Genomic DNA, 21,104 nt, shown 5'->3' on the forward strand with positions numbered 1-21,104 from the left:
CCTCACAATGGCGGTGCGGGCTCCGTGCTCGCGCTGTCCGCAGCCACTCGTAGTCCCGCCGCCCGTGTGACGCCGGTGTGGGGATCGGAAAGGTCGTGCAGGTGGAACCAGTCCATCTGGATCGCCTCGGGGGTGACGTCGAGCACTCCGTAGCCGTGGGAGTCGAGTTCGACGTACTCGATGTGGTGATTGGTGGTCCGGATGGCGGATTCGATCGCGGCGCCGACCGTCCGCGGCGGAACCCCGAGCAACTCGTCGATATTCGCTGACGTCACCGAGGGCACCACGAATTCGGTTGCCACCTTTCCCGCGTTCGGATACGCGGCGGCGTCGACGGGGACGGCTGCGCCCCAAGACGTGTGGATGTCTCCGGTGAGGAACACGACATTGCGACGACCTGCCGCGGTGATCGCGTCGAGCAGTCGTCGGCGATCGGAGGGATAACCGTCCCACTGGTCGGCGTTGTACGGGATGCCGTTCGACGGCACACCGAGAAGCTCGGTCAGCGCGCCTGTCGCCTGAGGGTCCAAGGGCGGGAACAGCACCGGTGCAATCATCACCGAGTTCCCCACCAGCTGCCACTTCGTCTGCGAGCTCGTCAGCCCCGCGGTCAACCACGCCATCTGTTCCGGCCCCGTGATCGTGCGCGTGTCGTCGTCGACGGTGCGCCACTGCGCCCCGGGGCGGACCTGCTCACTCCGGTAGCTGCGCAGGTCGAGCATGGACAGTTCGGCGAGGTCCCCGAACTGAAGCCGCCGGTAGAGGCGGGTGCCGTCCATACGGACCGGCATCCACTCCGAGTAGGCCCTGACCGAGGCGGCCTTGCGCGTGGCCCAATCGCCCTCGGTCGCTGGATCATGATTCTCCGCACCGCCCGCGTAGGCGTTGTTGGCCGATTCGTGGTCGTCCCACACGACGATCCACGGCACGGTCTCGTGGAGGGCCTGCAGATCGGAGTCGGTCTTGTACTGCCCGTGTCGGATCCGGTAGTCGGCCAGGGTCACGATCTCGTTGGCCGGGGCATGGGTCCTGGCGTCGGTGCCTGCGACAGGAAACCTGCCCGCCGCGTACTCGTACAGATAATCGCCGAGATGCAGGATCGCGAACAGATCGTCGCGGGCTGCGAGATGCCGATACGCACCGAAGAAGCCGCCCTCCCAGTTCGAGCACGACACCACCCCGAAGCGCAGATGATCCGTCGGTGTGCCAGGGGCGGGCGCGGTGCGGGTGCGCCCCGTCGGCGACACGACATCTCCGACGACGAAACGGTAGTGATACTCGGTTGCGGCGGCGAGTCCGGTCGCGTCGATCTTGACGGTGTGATCCGATGCGGCGGACGCGGTGACCGTCCCGGTCGCGTCGATCGACTCGAAGTTCGTGTTGCGGGAGAGTTCCCACCGCACTGTTGTCTCGGGTCCGAGTCCAGAACCGGGTGTCGCCTCAGGCGACGGGGTCACCCGCGTCCACAGGATCACCGCGTCCGGGAGCGGATCTCCGGAGGCGACGCCGTGGCGGAACACCGACGGTGACGCCGATGCCGCGCTCCCGGTGGCGGCGAGTGCGGCAGCGCCGGCGGCGCCGACTCCGGAGCGCAGGAATGTGCGGCGGGACAATCGCGTAGAGATCACGCACCGATCCGAACACAGTTCTGGACGGGTGTTCGACGAACGAGCAGGATGCCCGCCAAGATTTCACCGAGTGTTCGGATTTCACCGAGCGTTCGTCGTCCGGGAACCGATATCCGAGTGCACGGCATACTCGCTCGCTGTGAGGAGATCGACCGCACATTCGCTCGAAGGGCGGTGGCGCTTGTAGCGTCGTCGGCGTGAGTGATCTCTTCGGGGCGAACGACCCGTCGGCCGAACCGGACGCCTTGTTCGAAGCGCCGCGCGAATCGGAGCCGGATCCCGAACCGTCGATCCGGCGTACCCCGGTCGGCCCGACCGGGCCGAACGCACCGCTGGCGGCACGGATGCGCCCGGCGAACCTCGACGAGGTCCTCGGGCAGCAGCACCTGCTGGAGCCGGGCGCGCCGCTGCGGCGACTCGTCGAGGGGTCAGGTGCCGCTTCCGTCGTCCTCTACGGGCCTCCGGGAACCGGCAAGACCACCCTTGCGTCGCTCATCTCCGGTGCCACGGGTCGACGCTTCGAAGCGTTGTCCGCGCTGTCCGCAGGTGTGAAGGACGTCCGCGCCGTGATCGACCTCGCTCGCCGTCGGCTCACCCATGGCGAGCAGACGGTGCTGTTCATCGACGAGGTCCACCGGTTCTCCAAAACCCAGCAGGACGCACTGCTCGCCGCGGTGGAGAACCGGATCGTCCTGCTGGTGGCGGCCACGACCGAGAATCCGTCCTTCTCCGTCGTCGCACCTCTGCTGTCGCGGTCGCTGGTACTCCAATTGCAGCCCCTCGGCCCGGACGACATCCGGGCGTTGCTCGAACGGGCCCGCACGGACCCGCGGGGGCTCGCAGGGACGGTCGCGATCACCGACGAGGCGCTCGATCACCTCGTCCGGCTCGCGGGCGGCGATGCTCGCCGCGCCCTGACGGCGTTGGAAGCCTCCGCCGAAACGGCGCTCGACCGCGCGGGTGACACCGACGCAGTCATCGACCTGCCGACCGTCGAATCCAGCATCGACAAGGCCGCGGTCCGGTACGACCGCGACGGTGACCAGCACTACGACGTCGCCAGTGCCTTCATCAAGTCACTGCGCGGCTCCGACGTCGATGCCGCATTGCACTATCTCGCGCGGATGATCGTGGCTGGGGAGGACCCGAGGTTCATCGCCCGGCGCCTGATGATCCAGGCCAGCGAGGAGGTCGGTATGGCCGACCCCACCGCGCTCCAGGCGGCGGTCGCCGCGGCACAGGTGGTCCAGCAGGTCGGTATGCCGGAGGCTCAGCTCGCCCTCGCGCAGGCCACCATCCACATCGCCACCGCACCGAAGTCCGGATCGGTGACCGCCGCGCTGTTCGCTGCCATCGGCGATGTGAAGGCAGGGAAGGCCGGACCCGTGCCGAATCACCTGCGTGACGGTCACTACCAGGGCGCGCAGAAGCTCGGGAACGCCATCGGGTACCGGTATCCGCACGACCACCCGGACGGTGTCCTCTCACAGCAGTACCCGCCCGACGAGCTCGTGGGCGTCGACTACTACGAGCCGACGGGCCGCGGAGTCGAGCGTGATCTGTCGTCCCGGGTGCCGAAGTTGCGTCGGATCGTACGCGGACCGCGGTAGCCGCCGCGGTCCTGATAATCCGTTCGCGAGGGCGCGATAAGCTGAAAGGCGGCCGATCGACTGGATCGTCCGCCCCATGCCGGGCAGCTCCGCCACCGTCAGACCACAAAGGACCATCGACGTGCAGACCCACGAGATCCGCAGGCGCTTTCTCGACCACTTCGTGAAGGCAGGCCACACCGAAGTGCCGAGTGCCTCGCTGATCCTGGCCGATCCGAACCTGCTGTTCGTCAACGCAGGCATGGTCCCCTTCGTGCCGTTCTTCCTCGGGCAGCAGACCCCGCCCTACTCGCGGGCCACTTCGGTGCAGAAGTGTGTGCGCACCCTCGATATCGAGGAGGTGGGGATCACCACCCGGCACAACACCTTTTTCCAGATGGCCGGCAACTTCTCGTTCGGCGACTACTTCAAGGAAGACGCCATCACACACGCGTGGTCGCTGCTCACCGATTCCGTCGGCGAGGGCGGATACGGCATCGATCCGGAAAAGCTCTGGGCCACGGTCTACCTCGACGACGATGAAGCGTACTCGATCTGGCACGACAAGATCGGTGTCCCGGCCGAACGGATTCAGCGTCGCGGCATGAAGGACAACTACTGGTCGATGGGTATCCCCGGCCCGTGCGGCCCGTGCTCGGAGATCTTCTACGATCGCGGGCCCGACTACGGCGTCGAAGGCGGCCCGGAGGCCGACGAGGACCGCTACATCGAGATCTGGAACCTCGTGTTCATGCAGAACGAGCGTGGCGAGGGCGCCAGCAAGGAAGACTTCGAGATCCTCGGCCCGCTGCCGAAGAAGAACATCGATACGGGTATGGGCGTCGAGCGTGTTGCCTTCCTGCTGCAAGGTGTCGAGAACGTCTACGAGACGGACCTGTTGCGGCCGGTCATCGACAAGGCTCAGGAACTGACCGGAAGCCGTTACGGCGCCGACCACAGTTCCGACGTGCGATTCCGTGTGATCGCCGACCACGCGCGCACCGCTGCGATGCTCATCGTCGACGGCGTCAACCCCGGCAACGACGGCCGCGGCTACGTTCTGCGCCGACTGCTGCGCCGCATCGTCCGATCGGCTCGTCTGCTCGGCGCCGAGCAGCCCACGATGGCCGAGTTCATGGCTGTCGTCCGCGACACGATGGCCCCGTCGTACCCCGAGTTGGCCACCGACTTCGCGCGCATCGAGACCGTGGCTGTCGGCGAGGAGACGGCGTTCCTCAAGACCCTCGGTACCGGCAGCAAACTGTTCGAAGGTGCCGTCGAGTCGGTGAAGGCGCAGGGCAAGACCGTGCTCGGCGGTTCCGAGGCCTTCGCATTGCACGACACCTACGGGTTCCCGATCGACCTGACCCTCGAGATGGCGTCCGAAGCAGGACTCACCGTCGACGAGGACGGCTTCCGGTCGCTCATGGCCGAGCAACGGCAGCGCGCGAAGGACGATGCCCGCGCGCGCAAGCACGCTCACGCCGACCTGACGATCTACAAGGAACTGCTCGACCGCGGCCCCACCGAGTTCACCGGCTTCAACGAACTCGTGTCGGAGGCGCACGTTCTGGCCGTCATCACCGGAGGTGAGCGCCTGCACGCCGCGAGCGCCGGCCAGGACGTCGAACTGATCCTGGACCGCAGCCCGCTGTATGCCGAATCCGGCGGTCAGATCGCCGATGTGGGCACCATCACCGCAACCGGTCTGCGCGTGAAGGTCAACGACGTGCAGAAGATCGCCAAGCAGTTGTGGGTGCACAAGGTCACAGTGCTCGAGGGTCAGGTCGTCGAAGGCGACGCTGTTCTCGTTCAGGTCGATCCGGAATGGCGTAAGGGTGCCACGCAGGGGCACTCGGGCACCCACCTGGTGCACGCGGCGCTGCGGGAGGTCCTCGGCCCGAACGCCGTGCAGGCCGGTTCGCTCAACAAGCCCGGATACCTGCGTTTCGACTTCTCGTGGCCGGGAGCGCTGTCCGAACAGCAGAAGCAGGACATCGAAACCGTCACCAACGAGGCTGTCGCTGCGAACTACCCGGTCAACACGTTCGTCACCGATCTGGACAAGGCCAAGAAGATGGGCGCGATGGCGCTTTTCGGTGAGAACTACGGCGACGAAGTGCGTGTCGTGGAGATGGGCGGGCCGTTCTCGATGGAACTGTGCGGCGGCACGCACGTGCAGCACTCGTCGCACGTCGGCACGGTCACACTGCTCGGAGAACAGTCCGTCGGCTCGGGCGTGCGCCGGGTGGAGGCTTACGTCGGCCTCGACTCCTACCGGCACCTGGCGAAGGAACGCGCGTTGCTCGCGGGCCTGTCGTCGACCCTCAAGGTGCCCTCCGAAGAGGTTCCTGGACGAGTCGAGTCGCTTCTCGAACGACTCAAGGTCGCCGAGAAGGAACTCGAGAAGACCCGTGCCGCGAACGTGGCCGCGGCAGCAGGTTCGTTCGCCGACAAAGCGGAACGCATCGGTGATGTGCTCGTCGTCGCGGGCCGAGCACCGGAAGGTGTATCCGGCGCTGCCCTGCGCACCCTGGTGTCGGACATCCGCGGGCGGCTCGGCAGCGACCCGGCCGTGGTGCTGCTGCTCGGCAGCGCCGATGGCAAGGTGCCGTTCGTCGTGGCAACCAACGACGCTGCGCGGGACAAGGGCATCAAAGCCGGCGACCTCGTGTCGAGCTTCGGCCCGGCGATCGGTGGTCGCGGGGGCGGAAAACCCGACATGGCCCAGGGCCAGGGCTCGGACGCATCGGGTATCGATGCGGCGCTCGACGCGTTCCGTGGCCGAGCGCGCGAGCTGGCCGGCTGATCGTGGCCGAGCTACCCGGCCCTGATCGTCCCGGTTCGGATGATCCGGGCCGGGGCCGTCGTATCGCCATCGATGTCGGCAGTGTGCGGATCGGAGTGGCGTCATGCGACCCCGACTGTATCCTCGCCACCCCGGTCGAGACTGTGCCGAGGTCCAAGGAGCGCGGCCCCGACGCGCCCGATATCCGGCGCATTGTCCAGATTGTTATGGAATACGAGGCGGTTGAGGTTATCGTCGGGCTGCCGCAGACCCTGCGCGGCGAGCCGGGGAAGGCCGCGAAGCTGGCGAGTTCGTTCGCACGTCGACTTCGTCGGGAGATTCCCGAGGTTCCCGTTCGGATGGCCGATGAACGCTTCACCACGGTCACTGCGGCGCGTGCGCTTCGCGACAGTGGAGTCAGCGCGCGCGGCGCGCGGCCCGTGATCGACCAGGCCGCGGCCGTCGCCATCTTGCAAGGTTGGTTGGACGAGCGGAGTGCAGCATTGAACGTGGCAGACGGGGACCAGGGGAGCGGCCGGTGAGCCGGGACGGACGGTACGGCGACGACACTCCCGATACTCGGCATGGCGGTATGTTCAGCGACCCCTACGCCGGAACCTACGACACCGCAGGTCGCTACACCCCGCCTGGCCCCGACCCGGCGCCGCGGCGCGAAGAATACGGCCAGAACCGACCCGCTGACGGTCGGCACCCGGACGACGATCCGACCAACATCCTGCATTTCGATGAGGGCGTGTTCGACGGCCCCCCGCCGCACCGACAAGCGGGGTTCGAGGACGAACGCGGAGGGGCTCGTCACGACGACGAGTACGTCGGTGGCTACTCATACGCCCAACGTCGAGAAGACGATTATTACGACGGCGCAGAGTACGACGAGCCCGGTGTATTCGATCGGACCGAGACCATCGCCGCAATACCTGTCCACGACGACATGGATGCCGATTCGTGGGACGACGAGCGCGCAGCCCCGGCCGTCGTCGGCGCCACGACGGAGCAGCGCGCCGAGTCCAGCGCATCGGCAAAGCGTCGCAGGCGAGGTAAGGTAGTCGGCTCCCTGGCCGCTGTGCTGCTTCTCATCGTGGTGGTGGGAGGGGGCTACTTCGCCTACGACCGATTCATGGGCCCGGGGTTGCCGCCCGATTTCGCCGGTCCTCCCGGGCCGGTCGCCATCGTGCAGGTCCATGCGGGCGAAACCGCGACGGAGATCAGCAGTGAAGTCGCTGACAAAGGCGTGACCGCCAGTGCGGGCGCGTTCTACAACGCTGCGGTGCAGAACGCAGGTATGAACGCTGTGCACCCCGGCTTCTATGCAATCCCCACCAATATCTCCGGTGTCGACGCAGTCACCGCCTTCGTCTCCCCGGAGAGCCGGGTGGGCGCGCTCGTGATCTCGGAAGGCCGCCAGCTTCACGACATCCGAGACGTCAACACCGGCGCCGTTCGCAAGGGCATCTACACCCTCATCGCAGAAGCAAGCTGCTACGACGATGCCGGTGTCACACAATGCCTGACCTACGAGGAACTCGTCGCAGCCGGCGCCAGCGCCGATCTGGACGCGCTCGGGGTCCCGGCATGGGCGCGCGACGCTGTTGTGCAGGTGCCGGATCGTGAGCGTCAGCTCGAAGGCCTCATCGCTGCGGGTAGCTGGGATTTCGACCCTTCGGCCGAGCCCGGAGAGGTATTGCGGACACTCGTGACCGGCAGCGCCGCACGATACGACGAGACGGGAATCTCTGCCGCTGCGCCGAAGGTGGGCCTGACCCCGTACGAATTGCTCGTCGCCGCGTCCCTGGTCGAGCGTGAAGCCATGCCCGACGATTTCGCGCGGGTCGCACGGGTGATCCTCAACCGCCTCGAGATCGACCAGATGCTGCAGTTCGACTCGACGGTCAACTATGCGCTCGATGAGACCGAACTCGCGACCACCGATGCGGACCGTGCACGCGTGACGCCGTGGAACACCTATGCGAGCGTAGGTCTGCCTGCTACCCCGATTTCGTCGCCGAGCATCGGTGCCTTGCAGGCCGTGGAGAACCCGGAACCGGGCGAGTGGACCTACTTCGTCACGATCGACGACCAGGGAACCACCCTGTTCGCCGACACCTATGAGGAACACCTCGTCAATACCCAGTTGGCTCTCGAAAGCGGAATTCTCGACAGTGGCAGATGACAACACGAACACGGTCCGCAAGGCGGCCGTACTCGGCAGCCCGATCGGGCATTCGAAGTCTCCGCTGCTGCACCTCGCCGCATATCGGGCGCTCGGACTTGCCGACTGGACCTATGAGCGCATCGAATGCACAGCTGAGCAGCTACCGGACCTCGTGTCCGGACTCGGTGACGAATGGGTCGGTCTGTCCGTCACCATGCCGGGCAAGTTCGCCGCGCTCGAATTCGCGACGGAACGCACGGAGCGTGCCGTCGTGATCGGTTCGGCGAATACGCTTGTCCGCACCGACGGTGGCTGGCGCGCCGACTGCACCGATATCGACGGTGTCAGTGGTGCGCTCGGAACCATCGGAGTGACCGATCTGACGGGCCGTTCCGCTGTGGTAGTCGGTAACGGCGGCACCTCCCGTCCCGCTATCGCCGGCCTCGCAGACCTGGGTGTCCGCGAGGTGACCATCGTGGCGCGCTCGAAGCAGCGTGCAGCCGAAACCTTCGACTGCGCCGAGTCCGTGGGGGTCACGCCGCGGTGGGTGTCGTTCGACGATCCGGCGCTCGGTGAGGTGTGTGCGGCGTCAGGCGCACTGGTCTCGACGGTGCCCGCCGCGGCGGCAGCGTCATACGCCGATGTGCTGGCGCGGGCGCCGTTCATTCTCGACGCGATCTACGACCCGTGGCCGACTCCGCTCGGTGCGGCCGCGCGCTCGCGCGGCAGTGTCGTCGTGTCCGGCCTGTCGATGCTGCTGCATCAGGCATTCGGTCAGGTGGAACAGTTCACGGGTCGTCCCGCGCCGAAGGAAGCGATGGCCGCGGCGGTCGGCCTCGGTGAAGGGCGTCGAGATCCTCACCCCTGACGGCCCGTATCTCGACGGCAAGGAACAGCTCGGGCTTCAAGGTCATCGAGGCACCTGACCGCGACGCACTCAACCAGGGACGTACACTCGCGGAGGCGGCCACCCTGCCAAGCGAAGTACGACCCCTGCAAGTGGGCTCGTGCAGTTGACTCGAGCGAGGCCTCCGCACCACGAGCAGACCGCGATGCGGGTTCGGCGAACCTTGTGCCGACTTGCGCCGCGTGTCACGGATTGTCGATGAGAGGCCGAGGCTCTCTGTACGAACACCAGGAACCCAGGCACGCGCTGTACTGCACAGATATTTTTACTACGCCATGTAGTAAATGGCCCCCACCGTGTGGGCGTTGTCGGTTATCTTCGTTGCATGGGGATGCTGGGGAGGCCTGATCCGTCTACGACCGACGTGGAATCAGGAGATCGGAGTGACGGCGATCGGCCGAGTGAAGCAGTAGCAGATTCGACGCCTCCGAGGCGGCGGACATTTCGTGCAGTGGGATGGATCTTCGTCGGAGTAGCCGGGTTAGTTGTTGTTGCCGTAGCGATTTCGGCATCTTTCCACTGGTGGCAGACACCTCGCGACAAGCGGGCTATCGAGCATCTGATCGGCCCCGAGCATCGGTACGTCGAGGTGGACGGACATCAAATGAGCGTGGCGGTTCAGGGTTCGGGGCCGCGAACCATCGTCCTGATGCCTGGCCTGGGCACACCGGAACCGATCCTCGGATTCGCCCCGTTGGCCGAGCGCCTAGCGGAGCAGAACACGGTCGTCACGATCGAGCCGTTCGGGCTGGGATTGAGCGACGGCACCGACGTTCCGCGCACCAGTGGGGCGATCGTCGACGAGACCCGTTCGGCATTGCGCGAATTGGGACTCAGTGGCCCCTACGTCTTGATGCCACATTCGATTTCAGGTCTGTACGCGATGTGGTGGGCTACTCATCATCCCGATGAGGTCGCCGCATTGGTGGGCCTGGACGAGGAGCGCTACACCTCCGACGGAGCCCAGGGCTCACCGGATTGGCCGAGTTGGATGGCCTCCGTCAACGCCGTCGGGGGCACCCGAGACCTGATCGCCCTGGACGAGAGCACCGACTACCTAGGGCTAGTGGCCGACTACCGGGACAGTCTCGGTGACGCTGGCGAATACACCACGGACCAACAGGATTTGTACCTGCGCGCGTACTCGTGGGTGTTGAACCCGACCATGTTGGACGAGATGGCCCACGAGGCGGAGAACGTGCGAACAGCCGAGGGGGCAGTGTTCCCGCCGACGCTACCGACCCTTTCGATCCTCACAGCCTCCTCTGTCGAGGTGGAACCAGAATGGGAACCGGTGCATCGCGCCGCGATCAGCAACCCTGCAATTCAGAAGGTCATGGTCATGGATGGCCACCACTACCTGTTCCATGCCCACGCGGCGGCGATCGCAGAAATGACCCGGCAGTTCCTCGACGAGCATGCCCGAATTCGATGACTTCTCGATCGGGGCGGACGGCTCTCCTTCGCCAGGAGCTCGCACAGCAACCCTGATGTGCGTAGCCGAACATACCCCGGGGCTCGAACGACAGTTCCTGCTGCGCCGCCGCGACGAGCTCAACTCGCCGTAGCGGTGGGGGACTCCTTCTGCCACGGCCATCGACCTTCGATCTCGAGTTGGAGAGACCAGCTCAGGAAGGTCCGGATGAGTACGATGATCGCGAGCACGCCGACCGAAGTGAACGTGGGCGTCACCGCGACGGTCTTGATGATGTCGGCCGCGACCAGGAACTCGAGTCCGAGCAGGATCGACCGACCGAGATTTCGGCGGTACGGCTCGTAGATCTTCGCGCCGGTCCGGCGTCGCCACGAATCCAGCGCGATCCACGTGGACACTGCCGCGCCGAGAACGATGCATGCGACCCCGACGACATCGATCGCGGAGCCCACGTGCTCGAGTAGCTCTGCCACCTGCATCAGTGACGCTCCCTCCTACCCCGGACAACCGACCGGCCCATGCTTACACGCCGAGTTGTCCACAGGAGGCACATCGATCCACAGATCGGGCGATTCCGGTGCCGGCGTCTCCCATGGCCTTCGTGGTCGGGCGATGCTGTGACGCGTGATCCCCACCGTCGTGACTCCCGCGATCCCGTTCCTCGGAGCGGTGGTGATGGCGCTGATCGGAGCGGTGGTGGGCGTGAGTGTGCGGACGCTCACGACGCGACTGTCCGGAGCCGAGCCGTGGCGCGGCGCATGCGAGATCGCGTGCGCCACCGGCGGCGCCCTCGCCACCGCGGCGACGTGGCCTGCGGCGGCTGCGCTCGCATTGTTGATGTGGTGGTGCGTGAGCTGCAGTGGAGTCGATCTGCTGGTGCGACGGCTTCCCAACGTGCTCACCCTCGGTGGGGGACTGGCGGTCGTGACGATCGGGGCCTGTGCGGGACACGGACGCGCCGCGGTCGTCGGCGCGGCCCTGCTGACCGGGGTGATGCTCACCGCACATCTGCTGTCCCCACGCTCGTTGGGGGCCGGCGATGTCAAACTCGCGATCGGATTAGGCGCCGCCGCGGGGGTCGCCGGAGCGCAGGCCTGGATGATCGCGCTGCTGCTCCCGCCGTTGCTGACCGCCGTCGTCGGGTCGGTTGTCCTTCTGTACCGGCGTCTCGGCCGGGTCTCGTCGGGTGAGCGATCGTCCGGGTCGACGGTGGTGCCGCACGGTCCGTCGATGTGTGTCGCGACGATGCTGGCAGTGCTGTCCGCCGGTTGACCGCACTGTCTTCGGCGCAAGTCCGGTCGTTCACGGCCGGGACAGCCGATCCCTCGAGCGGTGTGTGTCGGTGGTCGCTTGTACGGTGCGGGCGTGCAACTCAGATACCGCTACCGCGTGTATCCGACGCCCGGCCAGCAGGACATGCTGGCGCGGTCGTTCGGATGCGCGCGGGTGGTGTTCAACGATGCGTTGCGCGCCCGGCAGGACGCGTATGCGCCGGGGTGAAGATCTCGGACACCGCCGTGCAGAAACGGGTGGTCACCGAGGCGAAGAAGACTCCGCAGCGGGTGTGGCTGTCCGAGGTGGCGTCGGTGGTGTTGGTCCAAGCCTGTCAGGACGCGCGTCGCGCGTATCGGAATTGGTTCGAGTCGCTGTCCGGGAAGCGGAAGGGTCGCAGGGTGGGGGCTCCGCGGTTCCGGTCTCGCAAGGGCACTCGGCAGTCGATCCGGCTGACCCGGAACGGGTTCGGTATCCGAGCAACCAGAGGCTGTATATCGCGAAGGTGGGCGAGCTGAAAGTCGCCTGGTCACGGGAGTTGCCGTCGGAACCGTCGAGTGTGTCGATCATCAAGGATGCGGCGGGCCGCTATTTCGTGTCGTTCGTGGTGGAGACCACCGACGAGCCGCTGTCGGAGTGCGACACCGAGGTGGGGATCGACCTCGGGCTCGCCACGTTCGCGGTGCTCTCGGACGGGAAGGTCATCGAGTCCCCGAGGTTCTTCCGACGCGCCGAACGCAGACTCCGCAGGGCGCAGCAGAATCTGTCTCGCAAGGACAAGGGCAGCAAGAACCGGGCAAAGGCCCGCCTCGAGGTCGTCAGAGCTCACGCGAGGGTGGCCGATGCCCGCAGCGAGTGGGCGCACAAACACTCCACGGCGATCATCCGCGAGAATCAAGCGGTGTTCGTCGAGGATCTGTGCGTGAAGGGTGTGGCACGGACGCGGTTGGCGAAGTCGGTGCACGATGCCGGGTGGGGCATGTTCACCCGCATGCTGGAGGAGAAGGCCGCCCGGTATGGGCGGGTGTTGGTGAAGGTGGATCGGTGGTTTCCGTCGTCGCAGCTGTGCTCGGCGTGCGGGCGGGTCGACGGATCGAAGCCGTTGTCGGTGCGGGAGTGGACCTGTCGGGGGTGTGGTGTGGTCCACGATCGCGATGTCAATGCAGCACGAAACATCCTCGCCGCTGGACGGGCGGAGGGGCGAAACGCCTGCGGAGAGATGGTAAGTCTTCCTGTTTAGTGGGGAGCGTGGCTCGATGAAACAGGAACCCACCGAGGTGGCGTGTTGCGCTGCGGTAGGAATCCCGGTTGTTCTCGGCCGGGAGGACGTCAACAGGGTGGCGTCACAGCTCGCCCGGTGACCATGGAAGGATGGACGCGTGCTGCGCTGGATAACTGCCGGAGAATCCCATGGTCCCGCCCTCGTCGCGATGCTCGAGGGCATGGTTGCTGGTGTCGAGGTGACATCGAACGACATCTCGGAGCAGCTTGCGCGGCGACGACTCGGTTACGGACGTGGCGCGCGCATGAAGTTCGAGGCCGACAAGGTCACCATCATCGGAGGTGTCCGGCACGGACGCACACTCGGTGGCCCCGTCGCCGTTGAGATCGGCAACACCGAGTGGCCCAAGTGGGAGACCATCATGGCTGCCGATCCGGTCGACCCGGAACTGCTCGCCGGGCAGGCGCGCAACGCCCCGCTGACCCGTCCCCGCCCCGGTCACGCCGACTATTCGGGCATGCTCAAGTACGGATTCGACGACGCACGCCCAGTGCTCGAACGCGCGAGCGCGCGTGAGACCGCGGCGCGCGTCGCCGCCGGAACAGTGGCCCGCAACTTCCTGCGCCAGGTGTTCGGGGCCGAAGTCGTCTCGCACGTCATCTCGATCGGAGCCTCTGATCCGTATGTGGGCCCGGGGCCGTCGGCTGCAGACCTCGGGGCGATCGACGCGAGTCCCGTTCGCGCCTTCGACAAGGCGGCGGAAGAGTCGATGATCAACGAGATCGAGGCAGCCAAGCGCGACGGCGACACTCTCGGCGGTGTTGTCGAGGTCGTGGTGCATGGTCTGCCGGTGGGTCTCGGCTCGTTCGTCAGTGGCGCCGAGCGTCTCGATGCACGCCTCGCCGCTGCCTTGATGGGTATTCAAGCGATCAAGGGCGTCGAAGTCGGTGACGGCTTCGAAACCGCGCGTCGCCGCGGCAGCGCTGCCCACGACGAGATGGTGCCGGGGCCGGATGGGGTGGTCCGATCGACGAACCGCGCCGGTGGTCTCGAAGGTGGCATGACCAACGGTGAGGCGCTGCGCGTTCGTGCGGCGATGAAGCCGATCTCGACGGTGCCGCGTGCGTTGTCCACGATCGACATGAGCACAGGTGAAGAAGCCGTCGCGATCCACCAGCGCTCGGACGTGTGCGCGGTGCCGGCAGCGGGTGTGGTAGCCGAAGCGATGGTGGCACTCGTCGTCGCCCAGGCAGCGCTCGAGAAGTTCGGTGGCGACTCGCTTGCCGAGACAGTGAGCAACGTCGACCATTACGTGAAGGGGATCGCGGCGCGCCCGCCGCGGTGACAGCCATGGTGCCGCGTGCAGTCCTGATCGGACCCCCGGGGGCCGGGAAATCCACCATCGGGCGACGGGTCGCCCAGGCGCTCGATGTGCCGTTGCTCGACACCGATGTCGAGATCGAGCGCGTTACGGGACGGACGATTCCCGAGATCTTCACCGAGGACGGAGAACCGGAGTTCCGCCGGATCGAGGAGCAGGTCGTCGCATCGGCTCTTGCCTCGCACGACGGGGTGGTGTCACTCGGTGGGGGGGCGATCCTGTCGGATCGGACCCGTGAGCTGCTGGCAGGACACACGGTGGTCTACCTCGAACTCAGTGTCGCGGAAGGCTTGCGCCGGACCGGGACGAACACCACCCGGCCTCTGCTCAACGGCGGGGATCCTGCGCAGAAGTACCGCGATCTGATGCGGAGGCGGCGGCCGCTCTACCGGAAGTCGGCGACGATCCGGGTGCGCACCGATGGCCGCAGCCCAGGTCGCGTCGTCCAGCAGGTGCTCGCCAAACTCGATTCGGCGCAGGAGAACTCGAACATCATGACCAGCGAAGAGAATCGGAGCAGCACACCGTGACCGAACCGGTACGCATCGACGTCGAAACCTCCCAGCCTTACCCGGTTGTCATCGGACGTGGACTGCTCGGCGATGTCGTCGAGACCCTCGCGGGCACTCGCACTGTCGCGATCTTCCATCAGCCGACGTTGGCCGCCACCGCGGAAGCGGTGCGGGAAGCGCTTGCGGAGACAGGGATCGACGCGCATCGCATCGAGATCCCGGATGCCGAGGACGGCAAGGAACTCGCCGTTGCCGGTTTCTGCTGGGAGGTGCTCGGAAAAATCGGCCTCACGCGTTCGGATGCGATCGTCGGCCTCGGCGGTGGCGCCGCCACCGACCTCGCGGGTTTCGTGGCCGCAACCTGGATGCGCGGGGTGCGGGTCTACCACATTCCGACGACGCTGCTCGCCATGGTCGATGCGGCCGTGGGCGGTAAGACCGGCATCAACACCGAGGCGGGCAAGAATCTTGTGGGGTCGTTCCACGAGCCGTCGGCGGTGTTCGTCGACCTCGCGACCCTCGAGACGGTACCGCGCAATGAGATTATCGCGGGGCTGGCCGAGGTCATCAAGACCGGATTCATCGCCGATCCGGTGATCCTCGAATTGATCGAGGAGAATCCGGAGGTCGCACTCGACCCGGCCGGGGCCGTCCTGCCCGAGTTGATTCGACGGTCGGTCGAGGTCAAAGCGAAGGTTGTGGCGGCAGATCTCAAGGAATCGAGTCTGCGCGAGATTCTCAACTATGGCCACACACTCGGTCACGCCATCGAACGACGCGAGCGGTACAAGTGGCGCCATGGCGCGGCGGTGTCGGTCGGTCTGGTGTTCGCCGCGGAGTTGGGCAGGCTCGCGGGGCGTCTCGACGACGCTACTGCCGAGCGGCACCGCGTAATCCTCGAATCGGTGGGTCTGCCCACGACGTATGCGTCGGATGCGTTCGGTGATCTGCTTGCGGGCATGCAGACCGACAAGAAGAACCGCGCAGGCCTGCTGCGGTTCGTGGTGCTCGACGGACTTGCGAAGCCGGGTCGGCTCGAGGGTCCGGATCCGTCGCTGCTGGCCGCCGCCTATTCCGAGGTGGCTCGGCAGGGCACGGCCGACGCAGGCACAGTTCTGCTGTAGTTCGTCAGCTTCCGTCAGGCGACCACGCGGGGTCGCGGCCTGTGAGTCCGATCAACCGATCAAGATCCGAGGCGCGATCCGCAACAGGTACCGCAGGACCGAACAGGCCACCGGCGTCGCGCTGCTCGTCGGTGATCGACTCGGCGAAGGCTGTGCACGCGGCGATCTCGAACGGCGTGCACGAGTACGAGCGGCCGGTGGCGACGGCGAGATCCCAGCCGTGTACCACGAGTTCGTCGAGTGCGACGAGTCCCGCGATGTAGCCGGGTAGGTCGAGGCCGCCGGCTCGGGTGGGGCCCGACCACGCGGCAGGGTCCCGCCATGCCTGCCGGAGCGCGTCGAGACGCTCGCGACCGAGTGCCCGCCAGTCGGTGGGGAGCTCGTCCGTGCCGGGCGACGGCGTGCTGTCGGTAAGAGCACCGAAATCCTTACGTGCGGCGGCCTCGAACGCGAGGGACAGGCCCAGCACGTGGTCGACGAGAACCCGGACCGGCATTCCGTCGCATGGAGTAGGCCGATCCAGGTGATCGTCGTCGATGTTCTCGAGGGCATCGGCCATCCGGTCTGCGGCAGGGGACAGGTCGAGCATTTCGGACATGGTCTCTCCTCGGTCAGCGGTTCTGGCTGTACTGACTACGGGCAAGTGCGAAACTGAGCGCGGTCAGGGCTCCTGCAGGAATTCGAGAATCGTGTCGGTCTGGCCGAGGATCGCGTGTCCGACACCGGACAGGACGTGTACGCGTGCGGTGGGCAGGGCGCGTTCGAGTCGTGTCGCGGTGTCGGCGGAGTCGAACATGAGGTCGCGGTCGCCGACGAGGGCGAGCACCGGTACACGGATGCCGGCCAGCGCAGCGTCGTCGAAAATCGGGAGTCGCTCGGTGCGGGGCAGGAAGGTCGAGAAGGTGGCGAGGATCTCGTCGACGACGGGATCGTTCGGGTCGAGTCCGGTCATCCGCGCAGCGGACCGGCGTCGACCCGATTGCCCGAACAGACTCAGCGCTGCGGTCAGCGCCACGCGTCCGGTGGTTTGCCGTCCGATTCCGCCCGGGCACAGCAGTGCCAGCCGGGCGACCCGCTCCGGTCGGCGGAGGGTGTAGTCGAGCGCGCTCCACCCGCCGAGCGACATTCCTATCAGCGCGGTTGCGGCGAGGCCGAGTCCGTCGAGGACATCGTCGAGCCACAGAGAGACATCCTCGGTGTCGAGGCGGGGGCGGGACGGGGCACTCAGGCCGGGCTCGCCGACCATGTCGACCGCGAACACACGGAAACTCCTGGACCAGGACGCGATATCTTCCCGCCATGTCGACGAATTCGCACCGGATCCGTGCAACAACAGCACGGGTGGTGCATCGAGGTGACCGGATGCGAGGGCGAAGGTTTCGCCTTGTCGCGTGTCGAGGCGCAGGTGCTCGGCGGGTACGGGCCACGCGCTGAGTTGTTCGCGGTAGCGCTGCATGATCCGGCGTCCACCGGCTTCGGATCGGTAGATGGTACTCACGAGTCGAGCACCGCCTCGACGGATTCGAGCAGGCGTGCAGTGTCGGCGAGGCCTCCGAGAATGACGACCTTCATGCGCCCGCGCTGTTCGTCGTAGACCGTGTCGAGGCGCAATGCCGGGCCGTCGTCGCGCTGGGCCACCGACGCTGTGAGGAGCGTGCTGAGACGATAAGCGGTGTGGGGGTCGACGGCATCGATCTCGACGATGCTCGACACTTCACTGTGCCGCTCGGTCACGGTGCGCTCGCGGAGCGGTGGTGGAGCGGAGCGGCCGGTGAACGCCTCGAGATCTTCGCGGGCGATTCGATACTGCTTGCCGATGCGCACCGCTGGGAGTTTTCCCTCGCGCACGTAGTTGCGGACGGTGCGCACATGTAGTCCTAGGCGCTCCGCCACTTGATCCACCGAATACAGCACGTCAGGCATGAAACAACCCTATCGTTCCGCATCACGCGGATCAATGGGGAACGATAGGGTTGTTCAGGGAAGGGTTGGTGCATCAGGAGTCGCGGTTGCGGCCCGGGTCGACCGCCGGGAACACCTCTGTCGGTGCCTCCTCATTGCGCCAGGCTTCCGTCGCGGCGGTATCGCGGGTCGAATCTGCCGTGGAGGCACCCTGTGCGGCCATCGCGTGCTCGCGCTCCGGACGGTTCGAATGTTCGGACCAGTCGTCGTCTGCCGGCTTGTCGTGCCGGACCAGGTACCGTCCGACTCCGACCGCGACCATCGCCGGGAGGAACACCAGCAGCACGGTGAATGCGGCACCGGAAGTCAGTTCGAAGAACAGCGACTTCACCCCCACCGGAATCGCGGTGATGGTGTCGACCAGCCAGGTGACGAAGCCGCCGGCGAGGCCGGTGACCGCGCCTGCGGCGAGCCACCGCATCGTCAGATCGTCGCCGTCGTCCGGGTCCGGGTGAGCGCGACGGTCGCGAATCCCGTCGAGACCGGCCCATGCCACCGCCGCAAGAATGACCACGACCAGTCCGGCCCACCGCAGGAGCGAACCCTGCAGGGGCCACTGGATCAGTGCGGCACCGAGCAGGACACGCACGACGACGTGGACCACGGCGAGCCCGAGCCCGCGAAGTAACCAGGAGTTCATGTACCCGAGGGTAACGCCTGCCGCAGCAGAAGTGTGGCAGGGCCCACATTCCCTCTGCGCGGTAGGTTGACCACCATGTCTGCCGATCATGCTTCCCGCCGCGCGGCGCTGCGCGGACTCCTGGCCGAACGTGGCCTCGACGCCATGCTGGTCACCGATCTGCTCAATATCCGGTATTTGACCGGATTCACCGGATCCAACGCAGCCCTGCTCGTGTCGACCGATGAGGACGCCGACGAGTCTCGTACCCTGATCTGCACCGACGGACGCTACCTGTCCCAGGTGGCCGAACAGGTCCCCGATCTGCGCGCCGAGATCGCCCGCGCGTCGGCAGTCCACCTGGTGGGTGCCGCAGGGCGGGGACCGAACCGGTCCTGGGGTTTCGAAAGCCATATCGTGACCGTCGACGACCGTGCCGAATGGGATGGCCTCGACGCTGCCGTCTCCTTCGTTGCCGCGCCCCGCCTCGTCGAGCAGCTGCGCATGATCAAGGACGAACACGAGATCGACCTGCTCCGGCAGGCGTGCGGTGCCGCGGATCGGGCGCTTGCCGATCTGATCGACGCCGGGGGCTTGCGGCCCGGCCGCACCGAGAAGGAGGTCGCGCGCGACCTCGAATGGCGCATGCTCGAGCACGGAGCCGACGGCATCTCATTCGAGACGATCGTCGCGGCCGGCGCCAATTCTGCGGTACCGCACCATCGCCCGACCGGTGCGATCCTCGCGTCCGGAGACTTCGTCAAATTCGACTTCGGCGCGCAGGTGGGCGGGTATCACTCCGACATGACCCGCACCTACATCCTCGACCGTGCGGCCGACTGGCAGCGGGATGTCTACGACGTGGTCTTGCGGGCCCAACGCGCAGGTCGCGAAGCTCTCGCACCGGGTATCGAGTGTGCTGCTGTGGACGCGGCGGCCCGCTCGGTCATCGCCGCGGCCGGCCACGCGCAGTTGTTCCTGCACGGTCTCGGGCACGGTGTCGGCCTCGAGATCCATGAAGCGCCGGGAATCGGTGCCGCCGCGACCGGTACACTTGTCGCCGGTGCGGCGGTGACCGTCGAGCCGGGTGTGTACTTCCCGGGGCGCGGAGGCGTGCGGATCGAGGACACGCTCGTGGTGCGCGAGCAGTCTCCGGAGCTGTTGACGCTCACCGCCAAGACATTGACCGTCGTGTAAGGGCGGTCCCCCCGACTCTAGGAGACGCGAAATAAGTGGCTGACACCAGTGATTTCAAGAACGGTCTCGTTCTGAAGATCGAAGGCCAGCTCTGGCAGATCATCGAGTTCCAGCATGTCAAGCCGGGCAAGGGCCCCGCATTCGTGCGCACGAAGCTCAAGAATGTGACGTCGGGCAAGACTGTCGACAAGACGTGGAACGCCGGTGTCAAGGTCGAGACCGCCACGGTCGACCGCCGCGACATGACCTACCTGTACAACGATGGCACCGATTACGTCTTCATGGACGGCGAGACCTACGACCAGATCTCGATTACGCCCGAACTGCTCGGCGATGCCGCGAAGTTCCTGCTCGAGAACATGCCGGTCCAGGTGGCGACACACGAGGATCTGCCGTTGTTCGTCGAGCTTCCCGTCACGATCGAGCTCGTCGTGAAGCACACCGATCCCGGCCTGCAGGGTGACCGCTCCACCGGCGGCACCAAGCCCGCGACTCTCGAGACCGGCGCCGAGATCCAGGTCCCGTTGTTCATCAACACCGGTGACAAGCTCAAGGTCGACTCCCGCGACGGGAACTACCTGGGACGAGTGAACTCCTGAGTGTCCGGTACCCAGAAGAAACTCGGGGCTCGTCACAAGGCGCGTAAACGCGCCGTCGACCTTTTGTTCGAGGCGGAAGCCCGCGACACTCACCCCGTCGACCTCGCGGCCGATCGGGTCGCGCTCGCAGTCCGCGACGACCAGGTTGCGCCGGTGCCGCCATATGCGCAGACAATCATTCGCGGGGTCGCCGAGCACCTCGACGAGATCGACCGCACGATTGCCGATCATCTGCACGAGTGGACTCTCGATCGTCTGCCTGCCGTGGATCGCGCGATCCTGCGGTTGTCGGTCTGGGAGCTGTTCCACACCGCGGATGTGCCGCCGGTAGTAGCCGTCGACGAGGCCGTCGAGCTGGCCAAGCAGCTCTCGACCGACGACTCGCCGGCCTTCATCAACGGTGTGCTCGGCCAGATCGTGACCCTCGCGGACCAGGTGCGTGCGGCGGCTGCGGCCACGTCGGCCCGTCCGGCCACCGAGGAAGCGGGCTCCGGCGGGGACTCGGCAGGCGTCGACCGGTCCTGACGGGCCTCCTCAGCTGTTCCGTGTGAGCGGGTTCGTCCGGGTCTTCTGGCGGGCCCGCTCACACGTTTTCCTCATGTGTCGGCGGCCGACGTTGCTGCAGTGGCTGTGTTGAGCTTCACCCGGGAACCGGGGCCGGGTGCTGCCGGGCCGCTGATAGGCTGATTGACCGTC

21 protein-coding genes are annotated in these 21,104 nt (G+C 66.4%); 15 read left to right on the plus strand and 6 right to left on the minus strand.

All coding sequences use genetic code 11. The features are described from left to right. Positions 1-2: 2 nt before the first annotated feature. Positions 3-1,628 (minus strand): alkaline phosphatase D family protein, encoded by a 1,626-nt coding sequence (locus ACTDXD_RS23220; protein ID WP_440124538.1) that lies wholly within the window; start codon positions 1,626-1,628, stop codon positions 3-5. A 197-nt stretch (positions 1,629-1,825) separates the two neighbouring features. On the opposite strand from ACTDXD_RS23220, the gene ACTDXD_RS23225 reads away from it, so the two are divergent. The 6 genes from ACTDXD_RS23225 (at position 1,826) to ACTDXD_RS23250 (ending at position 10,520) form a co-directional block, all read left to right on the plus strand. Continuing rightward, positions 1,826-3,238 carry a replication-associated recombination protein A gene (locus ACTDXD_RS23225; RefSeq protein WP_440124539.1) on the plus strand — a complete coding sequence of 471 codons (1,413 nt, stop codon included), beginning with the start codon at positions 1,826-1,828 and terminating at the stop codon, positions 3,236-3,238. A 121-nt stretch (positions 3,239-3,359) separates the two neighbouring features. Beyond that, entirely contained in the window at positions 3,360-6,026 is a 2,667-nt protein-coding gene (alaS, locus tag ACTDXD_RS23230) for an alanine--tRNA ligase (RefSeq protein WP_440124540.1), read from the plus strand. Continuing rightward, positions 6,026-6,547: a Holliday junction resolvase RuvX gene (ruvX, locus tag ACTDXD_RS23235; RefSeq protein ID WP_440127767.1), complete on the plus strand. Its 522-nt coding sequence runs from the start codon at positions 6,026-6,028 to the stop codon at positions 6,545-6,547. Before alaS ends, ruvX begins: the two co-directional genes overlap by 1 nt. Then, the gene (locus ACTDXD_RS23240; RefSeq protein ID WP_440124541.1) at positions 6,544-8,196 is read left to right on the plus strand and encodes an endolytic transglycosylase MltG; all 1,653 of its coding nucleotides are present in this window, start codon (positions 6,544-6,546) and stop codon (positions 8,194-8,196) included. The genes ruvX and ACTDXD_RS23240 overlap by 4 nt, the downstream gene beginning before the upstream one ends. Further along, positions 8,186-9,046, plus strand: a complete 861-nt coding sequence (locus ACTDXD_RS23245; RefSeq protein WP_440124542.1) for a shikimate dehydrogenase — start codon at positions 8,186-8,188, stop codon at positions 9,044-9,046. The genes ACTDXD_RS23240 and ACTDXD_RS23245 overlap by 11 nt, the downstream gene beginning before the upstream one ends. 490 nt (positions 9,047-9,536) lie before the next feature. Then, on the plus strand, positions 9,537-10,520 hold the full coding sequence (locus tag ACTDXD_RS23250; protein WP_440124543.1) for an alpha/beta fold hydrolase: 984 nt from the start codon (positions 9,537-9,539) through the stop codon (positions 10,518-10,520). Between the two features lie 119 nt (positions 10,521-10,639). On the opposite strand, the gene ACTDXD_RS23255 is transcribed toward ACTDXD_RS23250, so the two are convergent. Beyond that, entirely contained in the window at positions 10,640-10,999 is a 360-nt protein-coding gene (locus ACTDXD_RS23255; RefSeq protein WP_440124544.1) for a DUF1622 domain-containing protein, read from the minus strand. A gap of 145 nt (positions 11,000-11,144) precedes the next feature. Here ACTDXD_RS23255 and ACTDXD_RS23260 point away from each other — a divergent pair, with 145 nt between their 5' ends. The 6 genes from ACTDXD_RS23260 to aroB all read left to right on the plus strand — a co-directional run bounded on the left by ACTDXD_RS23260 (position 11,145) and on the right by aroB (position 16,031). Further along, positions 11,145-11,792: a prepilin peptidase gene (locus ACTDXD_RS23260; protein WP_440124545.1), complete on the plus strand. Its 648-nt coding sequence runs from the start codon at positions 11,145-11,147 to the stop codon at positions 11,790-11,792. A 93-nt stretch (positions 11,793-11,885) separates the two neighbouring features. Further along, positions 11,886-12,020 carry a helix-turn-helix domain-containing protein gene (locus tag ACTDXD_RS23265; RefSeq protein ID WP_440124546.1) on the plus strand — a complete coding sequence of 45 codons (135 nt, stop codon included), beginning with the start codon at positions 11,886-11,888 and terminating at the stop codon, positions 12,018-12,020. A 277-nt stretch (positions 12,021-12,297) separates the two neighbouring features. Further along, positions 12,298-13,032: an RNA-guided endonuclease InsQ/TnpB family protein gene (locus ACTDXD_RS23270; protein ID WP_440124547.1), complete on the plus strand. Its 735-nt coding sequence runs from the start codon at positions 12,298-12,300 to the stop codon at positions 13,030-13,032. A gap of 139 nt (positions 13,033-13,171) precedes the next feature. After that, positions 13,172-14,359, plus strand: a complete 1,188-nt coding sequence (gene aroC, locus ACTDXD_RS23275; RefSeq protein ID WP_440124548.1) for a chorismate synthase — start codon at positions 13,172-13,174, stop codon at positions 14,357-14,359. Between the two features lie 5 nt (positions 14,360-14,364). Continuing rightward, entirely contained in the window at positions 14,365-14,925 is a 561-nt protein-coding gene (locus tag ACTDXD_RS23280) for a shikimate kinase (protein WP_440124549.1), read from the plus strand. Continuing rightward, the gene (gene aroB, locus ACTDXD_RS23285; protein WP_440124550.1) at positions 14,922-16,031 is read left to right on the plus strand and encodes a 3-dehydroquinate synthase; all 1,110 of its coding nucleotides are present in this window, start codon (positions 14,922-14,924) and stop codon (positions 16,029-16,031) included. The genes ACTDXD_RS23280 and aroB overlap by 4 nt, the downstream gene beginning before the upstream one ends. 4 nt (positions 16,032-16,035) lie before the next feature. Here aroB and ACTDXD_RS23290 read toward each other — a convergent pair whose 3' ends face one another. The 4 genes from ACTDXD_RS23290 to ACTDXD_RS23305 all read right to left on the minus strand — a co-directional run bounded on the left by ACTDXD_RS23290 (position 16,036) and on the right by ACTDXD_RS23305 (position 18,633). After that, complete coding sequence (locus tag ACTDXD_RS23290; RefSeq protein WP_440124551.1) at positions 16,036-16,629, minus strand: TIGR03086 family metal-binding protein; 594 nt, start codon at positions 16,627-16,629, stop codon at positions 16,036-16,038. A gap of 63 nt (positions 16,630-16,692) precedes the next feature. Next, positions 16,693-17,529 carry an alpha/beta fold hydrolase gene (locus tag ACTDXD_RS23295; protein WP_440124552.1) on the minus strand — a complete coding sequence of 279 codons (837 nt, stop codon included), beginning with the start codon at positions 17,527-17,529 and terminating at the stop codon, positions 16,693-16,695. Beyond that, positions 17,526-17,954, minus strand: coding sequence for a helix-turn-helix domain-containing protein (locus ACTDXD_RS23300; protein ID WP_440124553.1), 429 nt, complete (start codon positions 17,952-17,954; stop codon positions 17,526-17,528). Before ACTDXD_RS23300 ends, ACTDXD_RS23295 begins: the two co-directional genes overlap by 4 nt. A 73-nt stretch (positions 17,955-18,027) precedes the next feature. Next, positions 18,028-18,633 (minus strand): B-4DMT family transporter, encoded by a 606-nt coding sequence (locus ACTDXD_RS23305; protein WP_440124554.1) that lies wholly within the window; start codon positions 18,631-18,633, stop codon positions 18,028-18,030. Between the two features lie 75 nt (positions 18,634-18,708). Between ACTDXD_RS23305 and ACTDXD_RS23310 the strand changes: the two genes are divergently transcribed. From ACTDXD_RS23310 to nusB, 3 genes are read left to right on the plus strand one after another with little or no spacing between them, the layout of a single operon-like run. Next, on the plus strand, positions 18,709-19,809 hold the full coding sequence (locus ACTDXD_RS23310) for a M24 family metallopeptidase (protein ID WP_440124555.1): 1,101 nt from the start codon (positions 18,709-18,711) through the stop codon (positions 19,807-19,809). Between the two features lie 35 nt (positions 19,810-19,844). Continuing rightward, positions 19,845-20,408 carry an elongation factor P gene (gene efp, locus ACTDXD_RS23315; protein WP_054807759.1) on the plus strand — a complete coding sequence of 188 codons (564 nt, stop codon included), beginning with the start codon at positions 19,845-19,847 and terminating at the stop codon, positions 20,406-20,408. After that, positions 20,409-20,933, plus strand: a complete 525-nt coding sequence (gene nusB / locus ACTDXD_RS23320; RefSeq protein WP_440124556.1) for a transcription antitermination factor NusB — start codon at positions 20,409-20,411, stop codon at positions 20,931-20,933. Positions 20,934-21,104 lie beyond the last annotated feature (171 nt).

This window comes from Rhodococcus sp. SJ-3, assembly GCF_051918125.1.
Taxonomy (GTDB): Bacteria; Actinomycetota; Actinomycetes; order Mycobacteriales; family Mycobacteriaceae; genus Rhodococcus.